General features: G+C 70.5%; 18 protein-coding genes. 15 read left to right on the top strand and 3 right to left on the bottom strand.

Features of this window, described 5'->3' with window-relative positions; translation table 11 throughout:
* Positions 1-112: 112 nt before the first annotated feature.
* The 7 genes from AMK58_RS27815 (at position 113) to AMK58_RS27790 (ending at position 3,742) form a co-directional block, all read left to right on the top strand.
* The gene (locus tag AMK58_RS27815; RefSeq protein ID WP_059399720.1) at positions 113-409 is read left to right on the top strand and encodes a hypothetical protein; all 297 of its coding nucleotides are present in this window, start codon (positions 113-115) and stop codon (positions 407-409) included.
* A 129-nt stretch (positions 410-538) separates the two neighbouring features.
* On the top strand, positions 539-760 hold the full coding sequence (locus AMK58_RS27810) for an O-linked N-acetylglucosamine transferase family protein (protein ID WP_059399719.1): 222 nt from the start codon (positions 539-541) through the stop codon (positions 758-760).
* Between the two features lie 190 nt (positions 761-950).
* Positions 951-1,178, top strand: a complete 228-nt coding sequence (locus AMK58_RS27805) for a hypothetical protein (RefSeq protein WP_059399718.1) — start codon at positions 951-953, stop codon at positions 1,176-1,178.
* Positions 1,175-1,450 carry an O-linked N-acetylglucosamine transferase family protein gene (locus tag AMK58_RS27800; RefSeq protein WP_059399717.1) on the top strand — a complete coding sequence of 92 codons (276 nt, stop codon included), beginning with the start codon at positions 1,175-1,177 and terminating at the stop codon, positions 1,448-1,450. Before AMK58_RS27805 ends, AMK58_RS27800 begins: the two co-directional genes overlap by 4 nt.
* Positions 1,447-2,571 (top strand): glycosyltransferase family 9 protein, encoded by a 1,125-nt coding sequence (locus AMK58_RS27795; RefSeq protein ID WP_059399586.1) that lies wholly within the window; start codon positions 1,447-1,449, stop codon positions 2,569-2,571. The genes AMK58_RS27800 and AMK58_RS27795 overlap by 4 nt, the downstream gene beginning before the upstream one ends.
* 203 nt (positions 2,572-2,774) lie before the next feature.
* Positions 2,775-2,900 carry a hypothetical protein gene (locus tag AMK58_RS31740; protein WP_257722163.1) on the top strand — a complete coding sequence of 42 codons (126 nt, stop codon included), beginning with the start codon at positions 2,775-2,777 and terminating at the stop codon, positions 2,898-2,900.
* 140 nt (positions 2,901-3,040) lie between these two features.
* Entirely contained in the window at positions 3,041-3,742 is a 702-nt protein-coding gene (locus AMK58_RS27790; RefSeq protein ID WP_035682752.1) for an SDR family oxidoreductase, read from the top strand.
* Between the two features lie 79 nt (positions 3,743-3,821).
* Here AMK58_RS27790 and dctP read toward each other — a convergent pair whose 3' ends face one another.
* From dctP to AMK58_RS27775, 3 genes are all read right to left on the bottom strand, one after another.
* Positions 3,822-4,853: a TRAP transporter substrate-binding protein DctP gene (gene dctP / locus AMK58_RS27785; RefSeq protein ID WP_051140962.1), complete on the bottom strand. Its 1,032-nt coding sequence runs from the start codon at positions 4,851-4,853 to the stop codon at positions 3,822-3,824.
* Between the two features lie 131 nt (positions 4,854-4,984).
* Entirely contained in the window at positions 4,985-6,187 is a 1,203-nt protein-coding gene (locus AMK58_RS27780; RefSeq protein WP_051140961.1) for an MFS transporter, read from the bottom strand.
* A 53-nt stretch (positions 6,188-6,240) separates the two neighbouring features.
* Positions 6,241-7,137, bottom strand: coding sequence for an HpcH/HpaI aldolase/citrate lyase family protein (locus AMK58_RS27775; protein ID WP_051140960.1), 897 nt, complete (start codon positions 7,135-7,137; stop codon positions 6,241-6,243).
* Positions 7,138-7,272: 135 nt separating this feature from the next.
* Between AMK58_RS27775 and AMK58_RS27770 the strand changes: the two genes are divergently transcribed.
* The 8 genes from AMK58_RS27770 (at position 7,273) to AMK58_RS27735 (ending at position 14,813) form a co-directional block, all read left to right on the top strand.
* Positions 7,273-7,770 carry a MaoC family dehydratase gene (locus AMK58_RS27770; RefSeq protein ID WP_035682750.1) on the top strand — a complete coding sequence of 166 codons (498 nt, stop codon included), beginning with the start codon at positions 7,273-7,275 and terminating at the stop codon, positions 7,768-7,770.
* A 66-nt stretch (positions 7,771-7,836) separates the two neighbouring features.
* Positions 7,837-9,243 carry an MmgE/PrpD family protein gene (locus tag AMK58_RS27765; RefSeq protein WP_079285267.1) on the top strand — a complete coding sequence of 469 codons (1,407 nt, stop codon included), beginning with the start codon at positions 7,837-7,839 and terminating at the stop codon, positions 9,241-9,243.
* 23 nt (positions 9,244-9,266) lie between these two features.
* Positions 9,267-10,442 carry an acyl-CoA dehydrogenase family protein gene (locus tag AMK58_RS27760; protein WP_051140958.1) on the top strand — a complete coding sequence of 392 codons (1,176 nt, stop codon included), beginning with the start codon at positions 9,267-9,269 and terminating at the stop codon, positions 10,440-10,442.
* A 100-nt stretch (positions 10,443-10,542) separates the two neighbouring features.
* Positions 10,543-11,733: a CaiB/BaiF CoA transferase family protein gene (locus tag AMK58_RS27755; protein ID WP_035682745.1), complete on the top strand. Its 1,191-nt coding sequence runs from the start codon at positions 10,543-10,545 to the stop codon at positions 11,731-11,733.
* Complete coding sequence (locus tag AMK58_RS27750) at positions 11,730-12,494, top strand: GntR family transcriptional regulator (protein ID WP_059399715.1); 765 nt, start codon at positions 11,730-11,732, stop codon at positions 12,492-12,494. Before AMK58_RS27755 ends, AMK58_RS27750 begins: the two co-directional genes overlap by 4 nt.
* Positions 12,495-12,568: 74 nt before the next feature.
* On the top strand, positions 12,569-12,805 hold the full coding sequence (locus AMK58_RS27745) for a hypothetical protein (protein WP_035682742.1): 237 nt from the start codon (positions 12,569-12,571) through the stop codon (positions 12,803-12,805).
* The gene (locus tag AMK58_RS27740; RefSeq protein ID WP_059399714.1) at positions 12,802-14,190 is read left to right on the top strand and encodes an amidase; all 1,389 of its coding nucleotides are present in this window, start codon (positions 12,802-12,804) and stop codon (positions 14,188-14,190) included. The genes AMK58_RS27745 and AMK58_RS27740 overlap by 4 nt, the downstream gene beginning before the upstream one ends.
* A 14-nt stretch (positions 14,191-14,204) precedes the next feature.
* Complete coding sequence (locus AMK58_RS27735; RefSeq protein ID WP_079285266.1) at positions 14,205-14,813, top strand: TRAP transporter small permease; 609 nt, start codon at positions 14,205-14,207, stop codon at positions 14,811-14,813.
* Positions 14,814-14,841: the final 28 nt, after the last annotated feature.

Below are 14,841 nucleotides of genomic sequence, written 5' to 3'. Positions count from 1 at the left end.
GCCATCGACGCGGGCGCCTTCGACGACGCGCTCACCCTGCTGCGGCGGGCGCTGACCCTGCGCACGGCGGAGCGGGAGGGCGCTGGCCAGTTCCAACCTGGGCGTCGCGCTGATGGCGCTTGGCCGCCATGGCGAGGCGGTGGCCGCCCTGCGCGCCGCGCTGGACCGCGCGCCGCAGGATGCGGAGGTGCGTTCCAACCTGCTGTTCTGCCTGTGCTTCGCTGAAGGGGGCGACCTCGGCGCGGTGTTCGAGGAACACCGGCGCTTCGAGCGCGCCGTGATGCGGTGCCGCCGCCGCCCGCGCTTCGACGCGGTGGACCGCGATCCGGAGCGTCGTCTGCGCGTCGGTTACCTGTCCCGGATTTCCAGCGCTATCCGGGGCCGGGCTATCACTTCCTGCTGCCGCTGATCGAGCGCCACGACCGGTCGGCGGTGGAGGTGACTGCTATTACGTGGACCTGCCAAGGACGCGGCGACGGACCGCTTCGCGGCACTGGCCGACCGCTGGCGCGCCGTCGCGGCCCTGCCGGACAGCGAGTTGGACCGCCTGATCCGGGCGGACGGCATCGACGTGCTGGTGGACTGCGGCGGGCACATGTCGCGCAACCGCATGCCGCTGTTCATCCGCCGCCCGGCCCCGGTCCAGGTCAGCCTGCCGCTCTACCCGAACACGACGGGCCTGACGGCGATGGATTACCAGTTCTCCGACCACCCGCTTCGGCCGCACAGAGCGCGGACGCCCTGCATACGGAAAAGCTGATCCGTCTGCCGGAAGCGTGCTGTGCTACCGCCCTGCGGAGTCTGTCGTCACTCTGCCCGCCACCCGCCGGTCGAGACGGCGGAGTGTTCACTTCGGTTCCTTCAACAACCTGACGAAGCTGAACGCCTCCACGCTGGCGCCTGTGGGGGCGGGTGCTGGCGGCGGTGCCGGAGGCGCGGCTGATGCTGAAATGGCGGGGGCTGTCCGGCGGCGGGTGGCGCGGCGGGTGCTGGACGCCTTCGCTGCCCATGGAGTCGCGGAGTCGCGGCTGCTGCTGCGCGGCACCGCGCCGGACCCTTACGAGGATTATCGGCTGCTCGATTGCGCGCTGGACCCCGTCTTCGCCAACGGCGGGACGACAACCTGCGACGCGCTGTGGATGGGGGTTCCGGTGCTGTCCATTGCGGGGAGGCGATGATCTCCCGCTGGGGCGCCACGATGCTCGGCAGCGTCGGGCTGGACGCGCTGGTGGTGGAGCGCGAGGACGATTACGTGGCGCTCGCCGTCCGGCTGGCCACGGACCGCGCCTTTCTGGAGGCGCAACGCGCGGGCTTGCGCGAGCGGATGGCGCGCTCCCCCCTGATGGACGAGATAGGGTACGCCCGGGCGGTCGAGGCCGGCTACCGCATGGCGTGGCGGCGCTGGTGCGCCGGCTTGCCTCCCGCCCGTATCGACATGAGCGCGGCATGACGGACGCCGTCTTCGACCTTTCATCCGCCCAGCGCATCCTGGTGGTGAAGCTGGACGAGGTGGGCGACTTCGTGCTCGCCACGCCCTTCCTGCGCGGTCTGCGGGCCTCGGCGCCACAGGCGCGCATCGTGCTGGCGGTGCGCCCGGCGGTGGCCGACCTCGCCGAAACCTGCCCGCATGTCGACGCGGTGGTGGCGCCTCATCCGAAGCCGGCCGGGGGGATCGACCTGCGCGGCGTGACGCCGGGCGGCGCGGCGGCCTTCGCGGAGGCGTTCCGCGCCGGCTTCGACCTGACGCTGGTCCCCCGCTACGATTTCGACCGCCACGGCGCCACGGCGCTCGCCGCGAACAGCCGTGCCCGCGCCGTTGTTGGATTCTCTGAGGCGGTCACGCCCTGGAAGGCGTCGGGCAACGCCGGCTTCGACCGCGCCTACACCCACCGGCTGACGCCCCCGCCGGGACGCCACGAGGTGGAGCAGAACCTCGCTTTGCTGCGCTTCGCCGGCGGCGTGCCGGACGGCGCCGGGGTGGAATTGCACCTGACCGCGGAGGACCGGGCGGAGGCTGCCCTTTTGCTGGCCGATGCGGCGGGGGAGCGGATCATCGCCGTGGCGCCGGGGGCCGCCGCGTCGCGTCGCGAATACCCGCCGGAGCGGCTGACGGCGGTGGTCGCCGTGGTGGCGATCGCGCTCGGCGCGCGGGTGGCGGTTCTCGGCACGGAGCTGGAGCGGGCGGCGGCGGAGCGGATCGCCGCAGCCCTGCCGGGGCGGGTCACCGACCTCACCGGGCGGACCGGGCTGCGCTCGGCGGCGGCGGTGATCGAGCGGACGGCGGGGCTGATCGCCATGGATTCCGGTCCGGCCCATCTCGGGGCCGCCGTGGGCGTGCCGGTCGCCGTCTTCTCCTGCCATCCGGAGGGTGGGGACCCCAACCACGTCCACGCGCCGGAGCGCTTCCGGCCCTGGTGCGCACGGGCGCTGGTGTTGCGGCCCGTGGCGGCGCTTGCGCCCTGTCCGCCGGAAAGCTGCACGGCGGCGGAGGCGCATTGCATCGCCTCGATCCCGCCGGAGCTGGCGGCGGCGCAAATCCTTGCTTTGTTCGGCGAGGGCGTGTCGCCTTGAAGCGTCCATCGGTCCCTGTGGCCGATGGGCAACCTTTGACGGTCCCGCCCCGGCAAAGCCCTTTCGGAGTGCCGCTTTCCGGCCTGTGGCGGCGCTGCATCACCCCCCGATATTTCGCGATACGGAAGCCACGCCCCTGGCACGAACGCCCTCGGAAACCGTATCTTATATGCATTGCAACATCAGCCGGTCCGTGAGGGATCATGAAGTCGTTCTTGTCCTCGCTTCAGCGGGATTGGGCGTCCTGGAGCCCGGTCGAGCGTTTCGTCGCCGTCGGCTTCGTCACGGCGGCTCCGGTCGCGTCTCTGGCTTTCCTGCTCACCCTCTGACCGGCCCTGAATCCGGCGCTGTCCTTGATCGGCGCCCGAAGGCACACGCACGCTTCCCTTGGCCCCGTCCTGCGTCCGGTGCGATACAGGAGGAGAGAAGGAACGGACGAACCGTTCCGGCAGGAGAGGGATGACGAATCATGGGCGATAAGGTTGCCATCATCACCGCGGGCGGCAGCGGCATGGGGGCTGCGGCGGCGCGGCGCCTCGCGGCGGACGGATTCAAGGTCGCGGTGCTGTCCTCCTCCGGCAAGGGCGAGGCTCTGGCGGAGGAGTTGGGCGGGATCGGCGTGACCGGCTCGAACCAGTCCGCCGAGGATCTGGAGCGTCTGGTGAGCCGGACGATGGAGCGCTGGGGCCGCATCGACGCGCTGGTGAACAGCGCCGGCCACGGCCCGCGAAAAGGCCTGCTGGAGCTGACCGACGAGGACTGGCACAAGGGGATCGAGGTCTATTTCCTGAACGTCGTCCGGGCGGTCCGGCTGGTGACCCCGGTCATGGTCGGGCAGAAGGGCGGGACGATCATCAACATCTCGACCGCCTGGGCCTTCGAGCCGAGCCCGATGTTCCCGACCTCCGCCGTCGCGCGGGCCGGGCTGGCCTCCTTCACCAAGCTGTTCGCCGACCAGTACGCCGCCGACAATGTGCGGATGAACAACGTGCTGCCCGGCTGGATCGACAGCCTTCCGGCGACGGAGGAGCGGCGCCAGGGCGTCCCGATGGCCCGCTACGGCAAGAGCGAGGAGATCGCGGCGACCGTCGCCTTTCTCGCCTCCGACGGGGCCGGCTACATCACCGGGCAGAACATCCGGGTGGACGGCGGCCTCATGCGGTCGGTCTGAGCACGCATAAAAAAACGGTGCGGATGGCGCTCCTTCCGGAACGCCGCCCGCACCGCGAGGTGAAGCGAGGGGGATCGCCTCAGCTCTTGTTGCCGACGATGGCCTGATACTGCTTCCAGATCTCAGGGTAGCGCCGGACATAGTCCTGGTTGACCTTGTTGGCGATCTCGCGGAACTTCGCCTGCTCCGCCTCGGGCGCCACGGCCAGACGCCCGCCCTGGGCGATCATCTGGTCCATGGTCTTCTTGTCGGCGTCGATGGCGCGCTGCCACTGCTTGGCGATGATCTCGTTGGTGGTCGTCTCCACCACCTGGCGCAGGTCGTCGGGCAGGCCCTTCATCCACTTGTCATCCACCAGGACCGAGTAGGTGAGCAGGCTCATGCCCGGCACCAGCGAGGCGACCTTGGCGGCGTTGGTGCCGACCATCTCCCAGCCGCCGGCGGAGGTGTAGATGCCGTCGATGGCGCCCTGCATCAGCGCCGCCGCCATTTCGGAGGCGGGCATCGACACCGGGCTGGCCCCGAAGTCGCGCATCAGAAGCTGCAGGACGCGCCCGCCGGTCAGGCGGATCTTGCTGCCCTTCAGGTCGCCGACGGAGTCGACCTCCTTGTCCTTGAACAGGAAGATCAGGTCGGCGGTGCGCATCAGCCCCATGACGCGGATGCCCTTGTCGGCCACCAGACCGGACAGCAGCTTGGAGACCTCTTGCGCGGTTTCCGGCTTGGACATCGCGGCGTCGGTGACGGCGAAGGGCAGGTTCACCACGCCGTACTGCGGGGCGATGCTCTCAAGCTGCACGCTGACCGGCCAGACCATGTGCACGGCGCCCGACCCGAGGGCGGCGACGGCGTCCTTGTCCTTGTAGAGCGTGCCGGAGTGGAAGACCTTCGGCTTGATGCGGCCCTTCGAGCGCTCCTCGATGAGGGCGGCATACTCGTCCATCATCTTGGCGGTCCAGTGGGACGTCGCGATCTCGTCCGTCATCACCATCTCGACCGGCGCCGCCTGTGCGCGGGCCTGGCCCGGCGATCCGGCGGCCAGCCCGGCCACCGTCATTCCCACCAGCAGCGTCTTCGCCCAGAATGGCCTGAACAGCGACGGATTGAACATCGGCTTCCCTCCCAAGATTGCGTTCGGACGCTTCTGGCCCGCTTGTCCGAACGATCATAGGGGAAAACAGTGGGGAGTGCCAACATTATTGTACGGACAACTATGCGCGATGGGGCCTATGGCCTTTGCCGTCAGCTTTTGCGGCGCGACCAGAACAGGACGGCCGCCGCCCCGGCCAGCGGGAAGGCCATCATCAGGGCGAAGGTCTCGCCGTAGCTGCCGACCGTGTTGAACAGGGTGGCGAACAGCGCCGGCCCGACGACCACGCCGGAGAAGGTGAACATCAGCGCGCCGCCGGTCGCCGTGCTGGCCGTTCCCTTCGGGGCGACCCGCGCCACCTCCGCCAGGAACACGCCGTTCCAGCCGATGGCGGCGATGCCGAACACCGTCAGAACACCGATCACCGCGGGCACCGGCCAGCTCGGCCCCAGGCCGGCGGTGGCCAGTGCGGCGCTTGCGGACAGCACGCCGATGCCGCCCAGCACCGCCACGCCGGAGCGCAGCCGGTCGGCCAGCAGCCCCCAGCCGATGCGCGCCGCCGCCCCCGCCGCCTGCATCACCGACACGGCCAGCCCGGCGGACACGATGGACCAGTGCAGGTCGTGCACCAGCATGTTCACCGTGAAGGCCATCAGCGACAGCTGGATCGCCGAGAAGAAGAAGCCCATCAGGGCGAAGCCGCGGAGCGCCGGCACCCGCCAGACCAGCCGCGGCCCCTCCATCAGGTTGCCGCGGATCGGCAGGCCGGGGCTGCGGTCGTCGTCCCACACCCGGCGGCCCGGCGCGAAGAGGGCCAGCAACAGCGCGAACATGCCGGCCACCGCCAGCGCCGCCCCGCGCCAGCCGGCGATCTCGCCGATTCCCGGCAGGGTCAGTCCGGCCAGCACGCCGGCCAGCGGCACGCCGGTCTGCTTCAGCGAGAAGACCAGATTGCGCCGGGCCGGCGGGGTGAAGCGGTTCAAGAGGTGGGAGGAGGAGGGGTTCACCAGCCCGTAGCCGATGCCAAGCAGCACCGACGCCAACGCCGCGACCCACAGGAAGCCGGTGGCGATGCCGAGGCAGCCCACCAGCCCCAAAGCCAGCGCCAGGACGCCCACCGTCCCGGCACCCCAGCGGCGGACCACCAGCCCGGCGAAGGCCGACACCAGGGCGGCGGCGCTGTAGATGACGCTGATCTGGTAGCCGACCGCCTCCGACCCCACCCCCAGCGAGGCGGCGGCCAGCGGGGCGACCGTCGCCAGCGTCAGGACCGACAGGGTGGCGACGGTCTGGACGCTGGTCACCTCCGCCAGCAGCAGGGGAAAGGGGGCGGGCGGGGTTTCTTGCGTGGTCATGGGGGTCCGTACAAGTGGCGGTGGCGCGGTGCGCATGAACGGTCAATCCCTGGCTACAGCATTCCGGCGCGGCGGGCCAATGCCAGGATTCGATGGGACCCCAGCACCAGGGGCCGCTCGACCAGTTTGCCGTCCAGCACGCAGACCCCGCCGCCCGCGGCCTCGAAGGCGGCCAGGACCCGCCCGGCGCGGAGAACCGCCTCCGGCGACGGGGTGTAGGCGTCGTGGATGGCGGTGATCTGCTTGGGATGGATGGCCGAGCGGGCGGTGAAGCCGTGCAGGACGCTGCGCGCCAGCTCCTGGCGGTAGCCCTCCTCGTCGTCCAGCGCGATCCACGGCATGTCCAGCGCGTCCAGCCCGAAGCGGGCGGCGGCGTGGACGATGCGGGTGCGGGCCTGGACCAGCGGCTCCCAGGACAGCGGCACGCGCAGCTCCGCCGACAGGTCGGCCCCGCCGAACATCAGGAAGGACAGGCGGGGGGAGGCCGCGGCGATCGCCATGACGTTCTCCAGCCCGTCGGCGCTCTCGATCAGCGCGCCGAGCGCGCCAGGCAGATTGCGCTCGTCGAGAAGCCCGGCGGCCAGCCGGACGTCCTCGGCCCCGTCCACCTTCGGCAGCAGGACTCCCGCCCAGCGCGGCGCAGTACCATCCGGAAGATCGGTCAAAGCGAGGATGTCGAGCAGGCCGGTGCGGCTGCGCACCGAATTGGTTCGAACGAAAACCGCTGGGCCGCCCGCGCCGTCATGTTCCCGAAGGAAGGCGCCGACGGCGGCGCGGGCGCTGTCCTTGTCGCCGGGGGCTACCGCGTCCTCCAGATCGATGATGACCGCGTCGGCACCGGCTCCCAGGGCCTTGGCGAAACGGTCGGGACGGGCGCCGGGAACGAACAGGTAGGAGCGGCGGACCGGCGATTCCGGCGCCGTTGCCGGGGTTTGCGGATTGTTGGCCATGAAAACGCTTTCCAAGGGTGAGGGGGCGTGCTATTTGTACGTACAACATGCTATCACACGCGCTGAACATGTCACCTTGAAATGATCGGCGCCCCGCACTCATCCCTCCGATCCGCAGACAAGAGACGCCCGCCCATGCCCGATGTTCAGGAACCGCGGACCATCGTCGCCGACCTTGGCCGCTACCTTGAGGATTTCACCGTCGGTGATGTCTACGAGCACCGCCCCGGCCGGACCATCACCGAAGCGGACAACATCCAGTTCAGCCTGCTGACGATGAACCGCCACCCCATGCACTGCGACCATGCCTTCGCCGAGAAGTCGGAATTCGGCAAGCCGCTGGTCAACAGCGGCCTGACCCTGGCCATCGTGCTGGGCATGACGGTGGACGACGTCTCCTACAAGTCCGTCGCCAACCTCGGCTGGAAGGAGATCAAGCTGGTCGCCCCGGTCTTCCCCGGCGACACGGTCTACGCGCGCTCCAAGGTGCTGGACGTCCGCGAATCCAAGAAGCGCCCGACCCAGGGCATCGTGACCACCTACACCGAAGGCTACAAGGCCGACGGCACGGTCTTCGTGACCTTCGAGCGGGCCAGCCTCGTCCCCAAGCGGGGCCACGGCATCGGCGACTGATCCGGACAATCTGAAAGGATCTGTCCGAAACCACTGATGGCCCGAGAAGAACAAAAGGGAGGAACCATGCCCGCCACCGATTCCGCCACCAACTCGATCGCCGCCACGCTGGCGGCCTTCGTCGCCGACACGCCCGACGACGCCATTCCGGCGGAGGTCCGCACCCGCGCGCCGCACCACATGCTGGACGCCGTGGGCATCGCGCTCGCCTCGACCCGCTACGACTTCGCCCACAAGACGCTGACCGCCCTGCGCGGGCTGGCGGGGGAAGGGCCGGTGCCGGTGATCGGCATGCCCGCCTCGCTGCCCGCCCGCGACGCGGCGACGGTCAACGGGCTGCTCTGCCACGGCCTCGACTACGACGACACCCACATCGGCGGTGTCATCCACCCGACCGCCAGCGTGATGCCCGCCGTCCTGTCGGCGGCGGCGATGACCGGGGCGGACGGCCGTTCCGTGGTCAGCGCCTATGTGCTGGGCGTCGAGGTGGCGGCCCGGCTCGGCGCGGTGGCGCGCGGCGGCTTCCATCAGGTGGGCTTCCACCCGACGGGCATGATCGGTGTCTTCGGCTGCGCGCTGGCCGCCGGCCGTCTGCTTGGCCTGACCCGCGCGCAGCTCGCCGCCGCCCAGGGCATCGCCTTGTCGATGGCGAGCGGCAGCCTGGAGTTCCTGGAGGACGGCGCCTGGAACAAGCGCCTGCATCCCGGCTGGGCGGCGGCGGCGGGCATCACTGCGGCGGCGCTGGCCCGCGAGGGCTTCACCGGCGTCACCCGCCCCTACGAGGGCCGCTTCGGCCTGTTCAATGCCTATCTCGGCAAGGAGGCCGGGCGCGCCGATCTGGGCATCGCCACCGCCGGCCTCGGCGAGACGTGGGAGCTGATGGCGACGGCGATCAAGCCCTACCCGGCCTGCCACTTCACCCACGCCTGCGTGGACGCCGCCCTGGAGCTGCGCCGCGATGGCCTCGACCTCGCGCGCATCCGCCGCATCGAGGCGCTGGTGCCCGAGCAGGTGGTCAAGACCGTCTGCGAGCCGGAGGCCAACAAGAAGCGGCCCTCCAACTCCTACGACGCGCAGTTCAGCGTGCCCTTCCTGGTCGCCGCCGCGCTGGTGCGCGGTCGCCTGACCCTGGCGGAGCTGGAGAACGACGCGCTGGGCGACGCGGCCATACTCGACATCGCGTCGAAGGTGTCCTACCGCCATGACCCGGACTCGCCCTTCCCCAAAGCCTATTCGGGCGAACTGGTCATCACGCTCGACGACGGGCGGGAACTGCGCCACCGCGAGCACATCAACCGCGGCGCCGCCGACCGCCCGCTGTCCAACGCCGAGATCGTGGACAAGTACCGCGGCAACGCCGCCATGACCGTGAACGAGACCGCCGCGGCGCGCATCGCCGACGCCGTCCTCGGCCTCGACGCCAGCCCGCGCGCGGCGGACTCGCTGTCCGTGCTGTCGCCGTCCGTCCGCTGACCAATCAATCCGGGAAACACGCCATGAGCGACGCCAACACCATGACCGACGCGGAACGCGACGAGCAGGACCGCCTGATCCTCGACAGCGTGGACCGCTTCCTCGACCGCCACGTCCGGCCGGTCGCCTTGAAGCTGGAGCATGACGACGCCTACCCCGACGAGATCGTCGAGCGGATGAAGGAGTTGGGCCTCTTCGGGGCGACGATCCCGGAGGAGTACGGCGGGCTGGGCCTGCGCCCCTCGACCTACGCCAAGATGATCGAGCGCATCTCATCGGTGTGGATGTCGCTGTCCGGCATCATCAACTCGCACCTCATCATGGCCTTCATCGTCACCAAGACGGGGACGGAGGAGCAGAAGGCCGCCTTCCTGCCGCGCTTCGCCACCGGCGAGCTGCGCGGCGGCCTCGCTCTGACCGAGCCGGACTGCGGCACCGACCTCCAGGCCATCCGCACGGTGGCCAAGCGCGACGGCGACGACTACGTCATCAACGGCTCCAAGACCTGGATCACCAACGGCATCCAGGGAAGCTGCTTCGCCCTGCTGGTCAAGACCGACCCGACGGCGCAGCCCCGCCACAAGGGCATGACGATGTTCCTGGCCGAGAAGGGGCCGGGCTTCAAGGTCAGCCGCAAGCTGGAGAAGCTGGGCTACAAGGGCATCGACTCCGCCGAGCTGGTCTTCGAGGACTACCGCGTCCCGGCCGACCGGCTGATCGGCGGGGTCGAGGGCCGCGGCATGGCCTGCGCCATCTCCGGGCTGGAGCTGGGCCGCGTCAACGTGGCGTCGCGCGGCGTCGGCGTCGCCCAGGCGGCGCTGGACGAATCGGTGAAGTACAGCCAGCAGCGCAAGACCTTCGGCAAGCCGATCCACGAGCATCAGGCCGTGGCCATGAAGCTGGCCGACATGGCGACCCGCGTCTCCGCGGCGCGGCTTCTCGTGCAGCAGGCGGCCAAGGCGCTCGACCGCGGCGAGCGCTGCGACTACGAGGCCGGCATGGCCAAGCTCTTCGCGTCCGAGGCGGCGGTGGAGAACTCCCTGGACGCCATGCGCATCCACGGCGGCTACGGCTACTCCAAGGAGTTCGTGGTGGAGCGGCTCTACCGCGACGCCCCCCTGCTGTGCATCGGCGAGGGCACCAACGAGATCCAGCGCATCATCATCGCCAAGCGGCTGATCGAGCAGAATCCGGTGTGAGGACAAAAGCCCTCCCCTGCGAAAGCGGGGGAGGGTTGGGTGGGGGCCCGCTGCAACCACTCCCCACACACCCCGCACACCCCCATCAGGGAGACACCGCGTGCTACCCCTCGAAGGCGTCACCGTCATCGCCGTGGAGCAATACGGCGCCGGCCCGTTCGGCACCATGCTGCTGGCCGATCTCGGGGCCGAAGTCATCAAGGTCGAGAATCCCGCCGAAGGCGGCGAGGTCGGCCGGCATGTCGGCCCCCATTTCTTCGGCCCCGGCAACAGCCACTTCTACCAGTCCTTCAACCGCAACAAGCGCAGCATCACCCTCAACCTGAAGCACCCCGAGGGCATGGCGGTGCTGCACGAGCTGGTGCGCCACGCCGACGCCGTGCTGGACAACCTGCGCGGCGACCTGCCGGACAAGCTGGGCCTGACCTACGAGCATCTGAAGGCGGTCAACCCGAAGATCGTCTGCGCCCACCTGTCCGCCTACGGGCGAACGGGGCCGCGGCGGGCCTGGCCGGGCTACGACTATCTGATGCAGGCGGAGGCCGGCTACCTGTCGGTGACCGGCGAGCCGGACGGCCCGCCCGCCCGCTTCGGCATGTCGGTGGTCGACATGATGACCGGCTTGATGACCGCCTTCGGCCTCGTCTCCGGCGTGGTCGGGGCGCGGGCCAGCGGCAAGGGCTCGGACGTCGACGTCAGCCTGTTCGACACGGCGCTGCACAACATGACCTACCTCGCCACCTGGTACCTCAACGGCGGCCACAACCAGGGGCGGGAGCCGCGCTCCGCGCACCCCTCGCTGACCCCGTCGCAGCTCTACCGGACGCGCGACGGCTGGCTGTTCGTCATGTGCAACAAGGAGAAGTTCTGGCCGGTCTTCTGCGACAAGATCGGCAAGCCGGAATGGGGCCAGGACCCGCGCTTCCGCAGCTTCAAGGACCGGCTGGCCAACCGCGAGCTGCTCACCGTCCTGCTTGACGAGGTGCTCGGCCAGCGCGACACGGCGGAGTGGGTGGAGATTCTCGGCGGTGCCGTTCCCGCCGCCCCGGTCCTCGACATCGCGCAGTCGCTGGAGAACCCCTTCGTCCGAGACAGTGACCGGGTGGCCGACTTCGCCTATCCGGACGGGTCCAGCGGCGTGCGGATGCTGACCGGGCCGGTGCGCATCGGCGGCGAGACGCTTCCCACCCGCCCCGCTCCGGCGCTGGGTGCCGACACCGAGGACGTGCTCGGCCGCATCGGCATCGGGCCGGAGCGGATCGCCGCCCTGCGCGAGCAGGGGGCGCTGTGAAGGCCGCCGTTCGCCCGGCCTCCGTCCGCCCGTCCGCCGCGGAGGGGCCGCGCTTCCAGGAGATCCTGGACGCGCTGCGCGCCGACATTGCGGACGGGCGGGTCGGGGTCGGCGAACGGCTGCCGACCGAGCAGGAGCTGTGCCTGCGCTTCTCCGCCAGCCGCTACACGGTGCGGGAGGCGCTGCGCCGGCTCCAGGATCTTGGCCTGATCGCGCGCCGCCAGGGCTCGGGATCGGTGGTGACCGCCGCCCGCCCCGACGGGCGCTTCCACAACACGCTGTCCAGCCTCGCGGAGATCGGGCAGTACGCCTCCTCCACCCGGCTGGAGGTGCTGGCGGTGGAGAAGATCCTGGTGGAGGGGCGGACGGCGGAGCTTCTGCGCTCGCAGCCGGACACGCCCTGGGTCCGGGTGGTGGCGCTGCGCCGCCAGCCGGGGGAGCGGACGCCGCTCTGCTACACCGAGGTGTTCCTGCCCGCCGCCTTCGACGACGTGGCCCAGGCCATCGGCACCTTTCCGGTCGCCGTCTACGCGGTGCTGGAAAGCCGCTACGGCCTGCGCATCGCGGAGGTCGTGCAGTCGATCGAGGCCACCTCGGCCGATGCCAACCTGGCGTCCCGCCTGTCGGTGGAGGTCGGCACCCCGATCCTGGTGGTGATCCGTCATTATCTGGACGCCGAAGGAAACGCGCTGGAGGTGGCGGTCAGCAGCCATGCGGCCGGACGATACCGTTATGAAATGACGCTGCAACGATCCGGCTAAGGGGGCGCCAAAGCCTCTGCCTGCGGGAACGGCCGGAAGAGCCGCGCGGGACAGCACCGGAAGGGAGGGAAGGAATGACGGAAAACCTTATCGGGGACGCCGCGGCTTGCGCGCGGACCCTGGCCAGGATTCAGGGGGTGACCCTGGATGAGACCGATGCAGCCCTGTGCGGGCGCCTGTTGGCCGCCGTGCCGGGCATCCTGGCGGCGGCGCATCCCGGCGGCTCGCTGTTCGACGCGCCGCTGAGTGCCCATGCCGCGCTGGCGGCCGGGACCAACGCCGCCGGGACTATGGGCGGGGAGCGGGCATGACCGATCCCACATCGCTGACCCTGACGGAGGCCGCAAGGGTGGTCCGCGACGGCGTGCTGCGGGCGGAAGCCCTGGCCGACGCCTGCCTGGACCGCATCGCCCGGCTGAATCCGACGCTCAATGCCTTCCTGTCGGTCGAGCCGGAGGAGGCGCTGGCCGCCGCCCGTGCCGCCGACGCGGAGGCGCGGGCCGGGCGGCTGCGCGGGCCGCTGCACGGCGTGCCGCTGGCCCACAAGGATATGTTCTATCGCGCCGGCAAGCGCTGCACCTGCGGCTCGCTGACAATCCGCGGCGACTTCCGCCCGGAGCGGACGGCTACGGTGCTGGAGCGGCTGGACGCGGCGGGGGCGGTGACGCTGGGCACGCTGCACATGGCGGAGTTTGCCATGGGGCCGACCGGCCACAACGCCCATCTCGGGCGCTGCCGCAACCCCTGGGACCCCGACCGCATCACCGGCGGTTCCTCCTCCGGCTCCGGGGCGGCGGTGGCGGGGCGGCTGGCCTTCGGCTCGCTGGGCTCGGACACCGGGGGGTCGGTTCGGCTTCCGGCGGCGCTGTGCGGCGTGGTCGGGCTGAAACCGACGCAGGGGGCGACGCCGATGGACGGCGTGATGCCGCTGTCGGAAAGCCTGGATTGCGTCGGCCCGCTGGCGCGCAGCGCGGAGGACGCGGCGACGCTGTTCTCGGTCATCACCGGGCGGACGGACGCCGCGGACGCCATCGGCCAGGGGGTCGAGGGGCTGCGGTTGGGCATCCCGCGCCAATTCTACTACGACGGTCTGGACCCCGCCGTGGCCGCCGCGCTGGAGCAGGCGCGGGCGGTGCTGGAGCGCGCCGGCGCCCGCGTCGTGGAGGTGGACATCCCGGACCACGAGCCCTACGGCGACCTCGCCAACCTCGTCTTCACGCCGGAGGCGGCGGCCGTCCATGCGCCCTGGCTGCGCGAGCGCCCGCAGGATTACGGCCCGCAGGTCCGCGCGCGGCTTCTGCAGGGGCTGATGGTGCCGGCGGCCTCCTACCTCCAGGCGAAGCAGCTTCGCGCGCTTCATCTCCGGGCGATGATCGACGGCCCCTTCGCCCAGTGCGACGCGCTGTTCGTCCCCGCCCTGCGCAGCCGGGTGCCGACCGCCGCGCAGACCGACGTGGGCGCCGGGCCGGCGATGGCCGCGGTGGTCGCCGGGGTGGCGGCGCTGACCCGCCCGGTCTCCTACCTCGGCCTGCCGGCGCTCGTCACGCCCGCCGGATTCGATCCGGACGGGATGCCCATCGCCATGCAGCTCATCGGCCGCCCACAGGCGGAAGCCACGCTGCTGCGCATCGCCGATGCCTACGAGCGCGCCGCCGGCTGGCTGAGCCGCGTCCCCCAGACACAGGTCATCTCGTGAAGGGAGTTCCACCCATGCCGGGAACCGATACATTGACCTCCGCGGCGACCACCGGGGCGCCCTCTGTGGCCCCCCACACCCAGGCGACGGACGCTCTGCCGCCGGGCCGCGGCCTGCCGGGCTGGTGGAGCTTCATCGAGGACCGCATCCTCCTGAATGTCGCCACGATCCTGATGATGGCGGCCATCGGCTTCATGTTCTACGAGGCGTCCAGCCGTTCCCTCCTGTCGGAAAGCCACTGGTGGGCGGAGGAGCTGGTCCGCTTCCTGGTGGTGTGGAGCGTGCTCCTGTCGCTGGGCGTCGGCACGCGGCATGGCCACTACATCCGCATGGATCTGCTGCTGAACATGATGCCGCACCGGGTGCGGCTGGCCTTCGCCTGGCTCAACAGCCTGATCGGACTGGCCTTCAGCGTGCTTCTGGTGATCGCCGGATTCCAGGAGGTCGCGCATCTCCAGGCCATCGGCATGTTCACCGAATCCAACCTCGACCTGCCGCTGTGGACGGTCCGGCTGGTGCTGCCGCTGGGCGGGGTGCTCTACGGCTTCGCCTTCATCGGCAACATCATCCTGCTGCTGCGCGGCCACGACCCCGATCCGCCCGTCGAGGGCGAGAATCTCTGAACGACGGCTGAAACAGGGGAGGAAACAC

Origin of the sequence: Azospirillum brasilense, assembly GCF_001315015.1 — a bacterium.
GTDB classification, from domain to species: Bacteria; Pseudomonadota; Alphaproteobacteria; order Azospirillales; family Azospirillaceae; genus Azospirillum; species Azospirillum brasilense.
This window is presented reverse-complemented; position numbering and strand designations above follow the sequence as displayed.

Bases quoted from the DNA above. Each gene is read 5' to 3' on its own strand.
- AMK58_RS27815 (WP_059399720.1), top strand. From the start codon at position 113: ATGGCGCTTGGCCGCCATGGCGAGGCGGTGGCCGCCCTGCGCGCCGCG.
- AMK58_RS27805 (WP_059399718.1), top strand. From the start codon at position 951: ATGGCGGGGGCTGTCCGGCGGCGGGTGGCGCGGCGGGTGCTGGACGCC.
- AMK58_RS27800 (WP_059399717.1), top strand. From the start codon at position 1,175: ATGATCTCCCGCTGGGGCGCCACGATGCTCGGCAGCGTCGGGCTGGAC.
- AMK58_RS27795 (WP_059399586.1), top strand. From the start codon at position 1,447: ATGACGGACGCCGTCTTCGACCTTTCATCCGCCCAGCGCATCCTGGTG.
- AMK58_RS31740 (WP_257722163.1), top strand. From the start codon at position 2,775: ATGAAGTCGTTCTTGTCCTCGCTTCAGCGGGATTGGGCGTCCTGGAGC.
- AMK58_RS27790 (WP_035682752.1), top strand. From the start codon at position 3,041: ATGGGCGATAAGGTTGCCATCATCACCGCGGGCGGCAGCGGCATGGGG.
- dctP (WP_051140962.1), bottom strand. From the start codon at position 4,853: ATGTTCAATCCGTCGCTGTTCAGGCCATTCTGGGCGAAGACGCTGCTG.
- AMK58_RS27780 (WP_051140961.1), bottom strand. From the start codon at position 6,187: ATGACCACGCAAGAAACCCCGCCCGCCCCCTTTCCCCTGCTGCTGGCG.
- AMK58_RS27775 (WP_051140960.1), bottom strand. From the start codon at position 7,137: ATGGCCAACAATCCGCAAACCCCGGCAACGGCGCCGGAATCGCCGGTC.
- AMK58_RS27770 (WP_035682750.1), top strand. From the start codon at position 7,273: ATGCCCGATGTTCAGGAACCGCGGACCATCGTCGCCGACCTTGGCCGC.
- AMK58_RS27765 (WP_079285267.1), top strand. From the start codon at position 7,837: ATGCCCGCCACCGATTCCGCCACCAACTCGATCGCCGCCACGCTGGCG.
- AMK58_RS27760 (WP_051140958.1), top strand. From the start codon at position 9,267: ATGAGCGACGCCAACACCATGACCGACGCGGAACGCGACGAGCAGGAC.
- AMK58_RS27745 (WP_035682742.1), top strand. From the start codon at position 12,569: ATGACGGAAAACCTTATCGGGGACGCCGCGGCTTGCGCGCGGACCCTG.
- AMK58_RS27740 (WP_059399714.1), top strand. From the start codon at position 12,802: ATGACCGATCCCACATCGCTGACCCTGACGGAGGCCGCAAGGGTGGTC.
- AMK58_RS27735 (WP_079285266.1), top strand. From the start codon at position 14,205: ATGCCGGGAACCGATACATTGACCTCCGCGGCGACCACCGGGGCGCCC.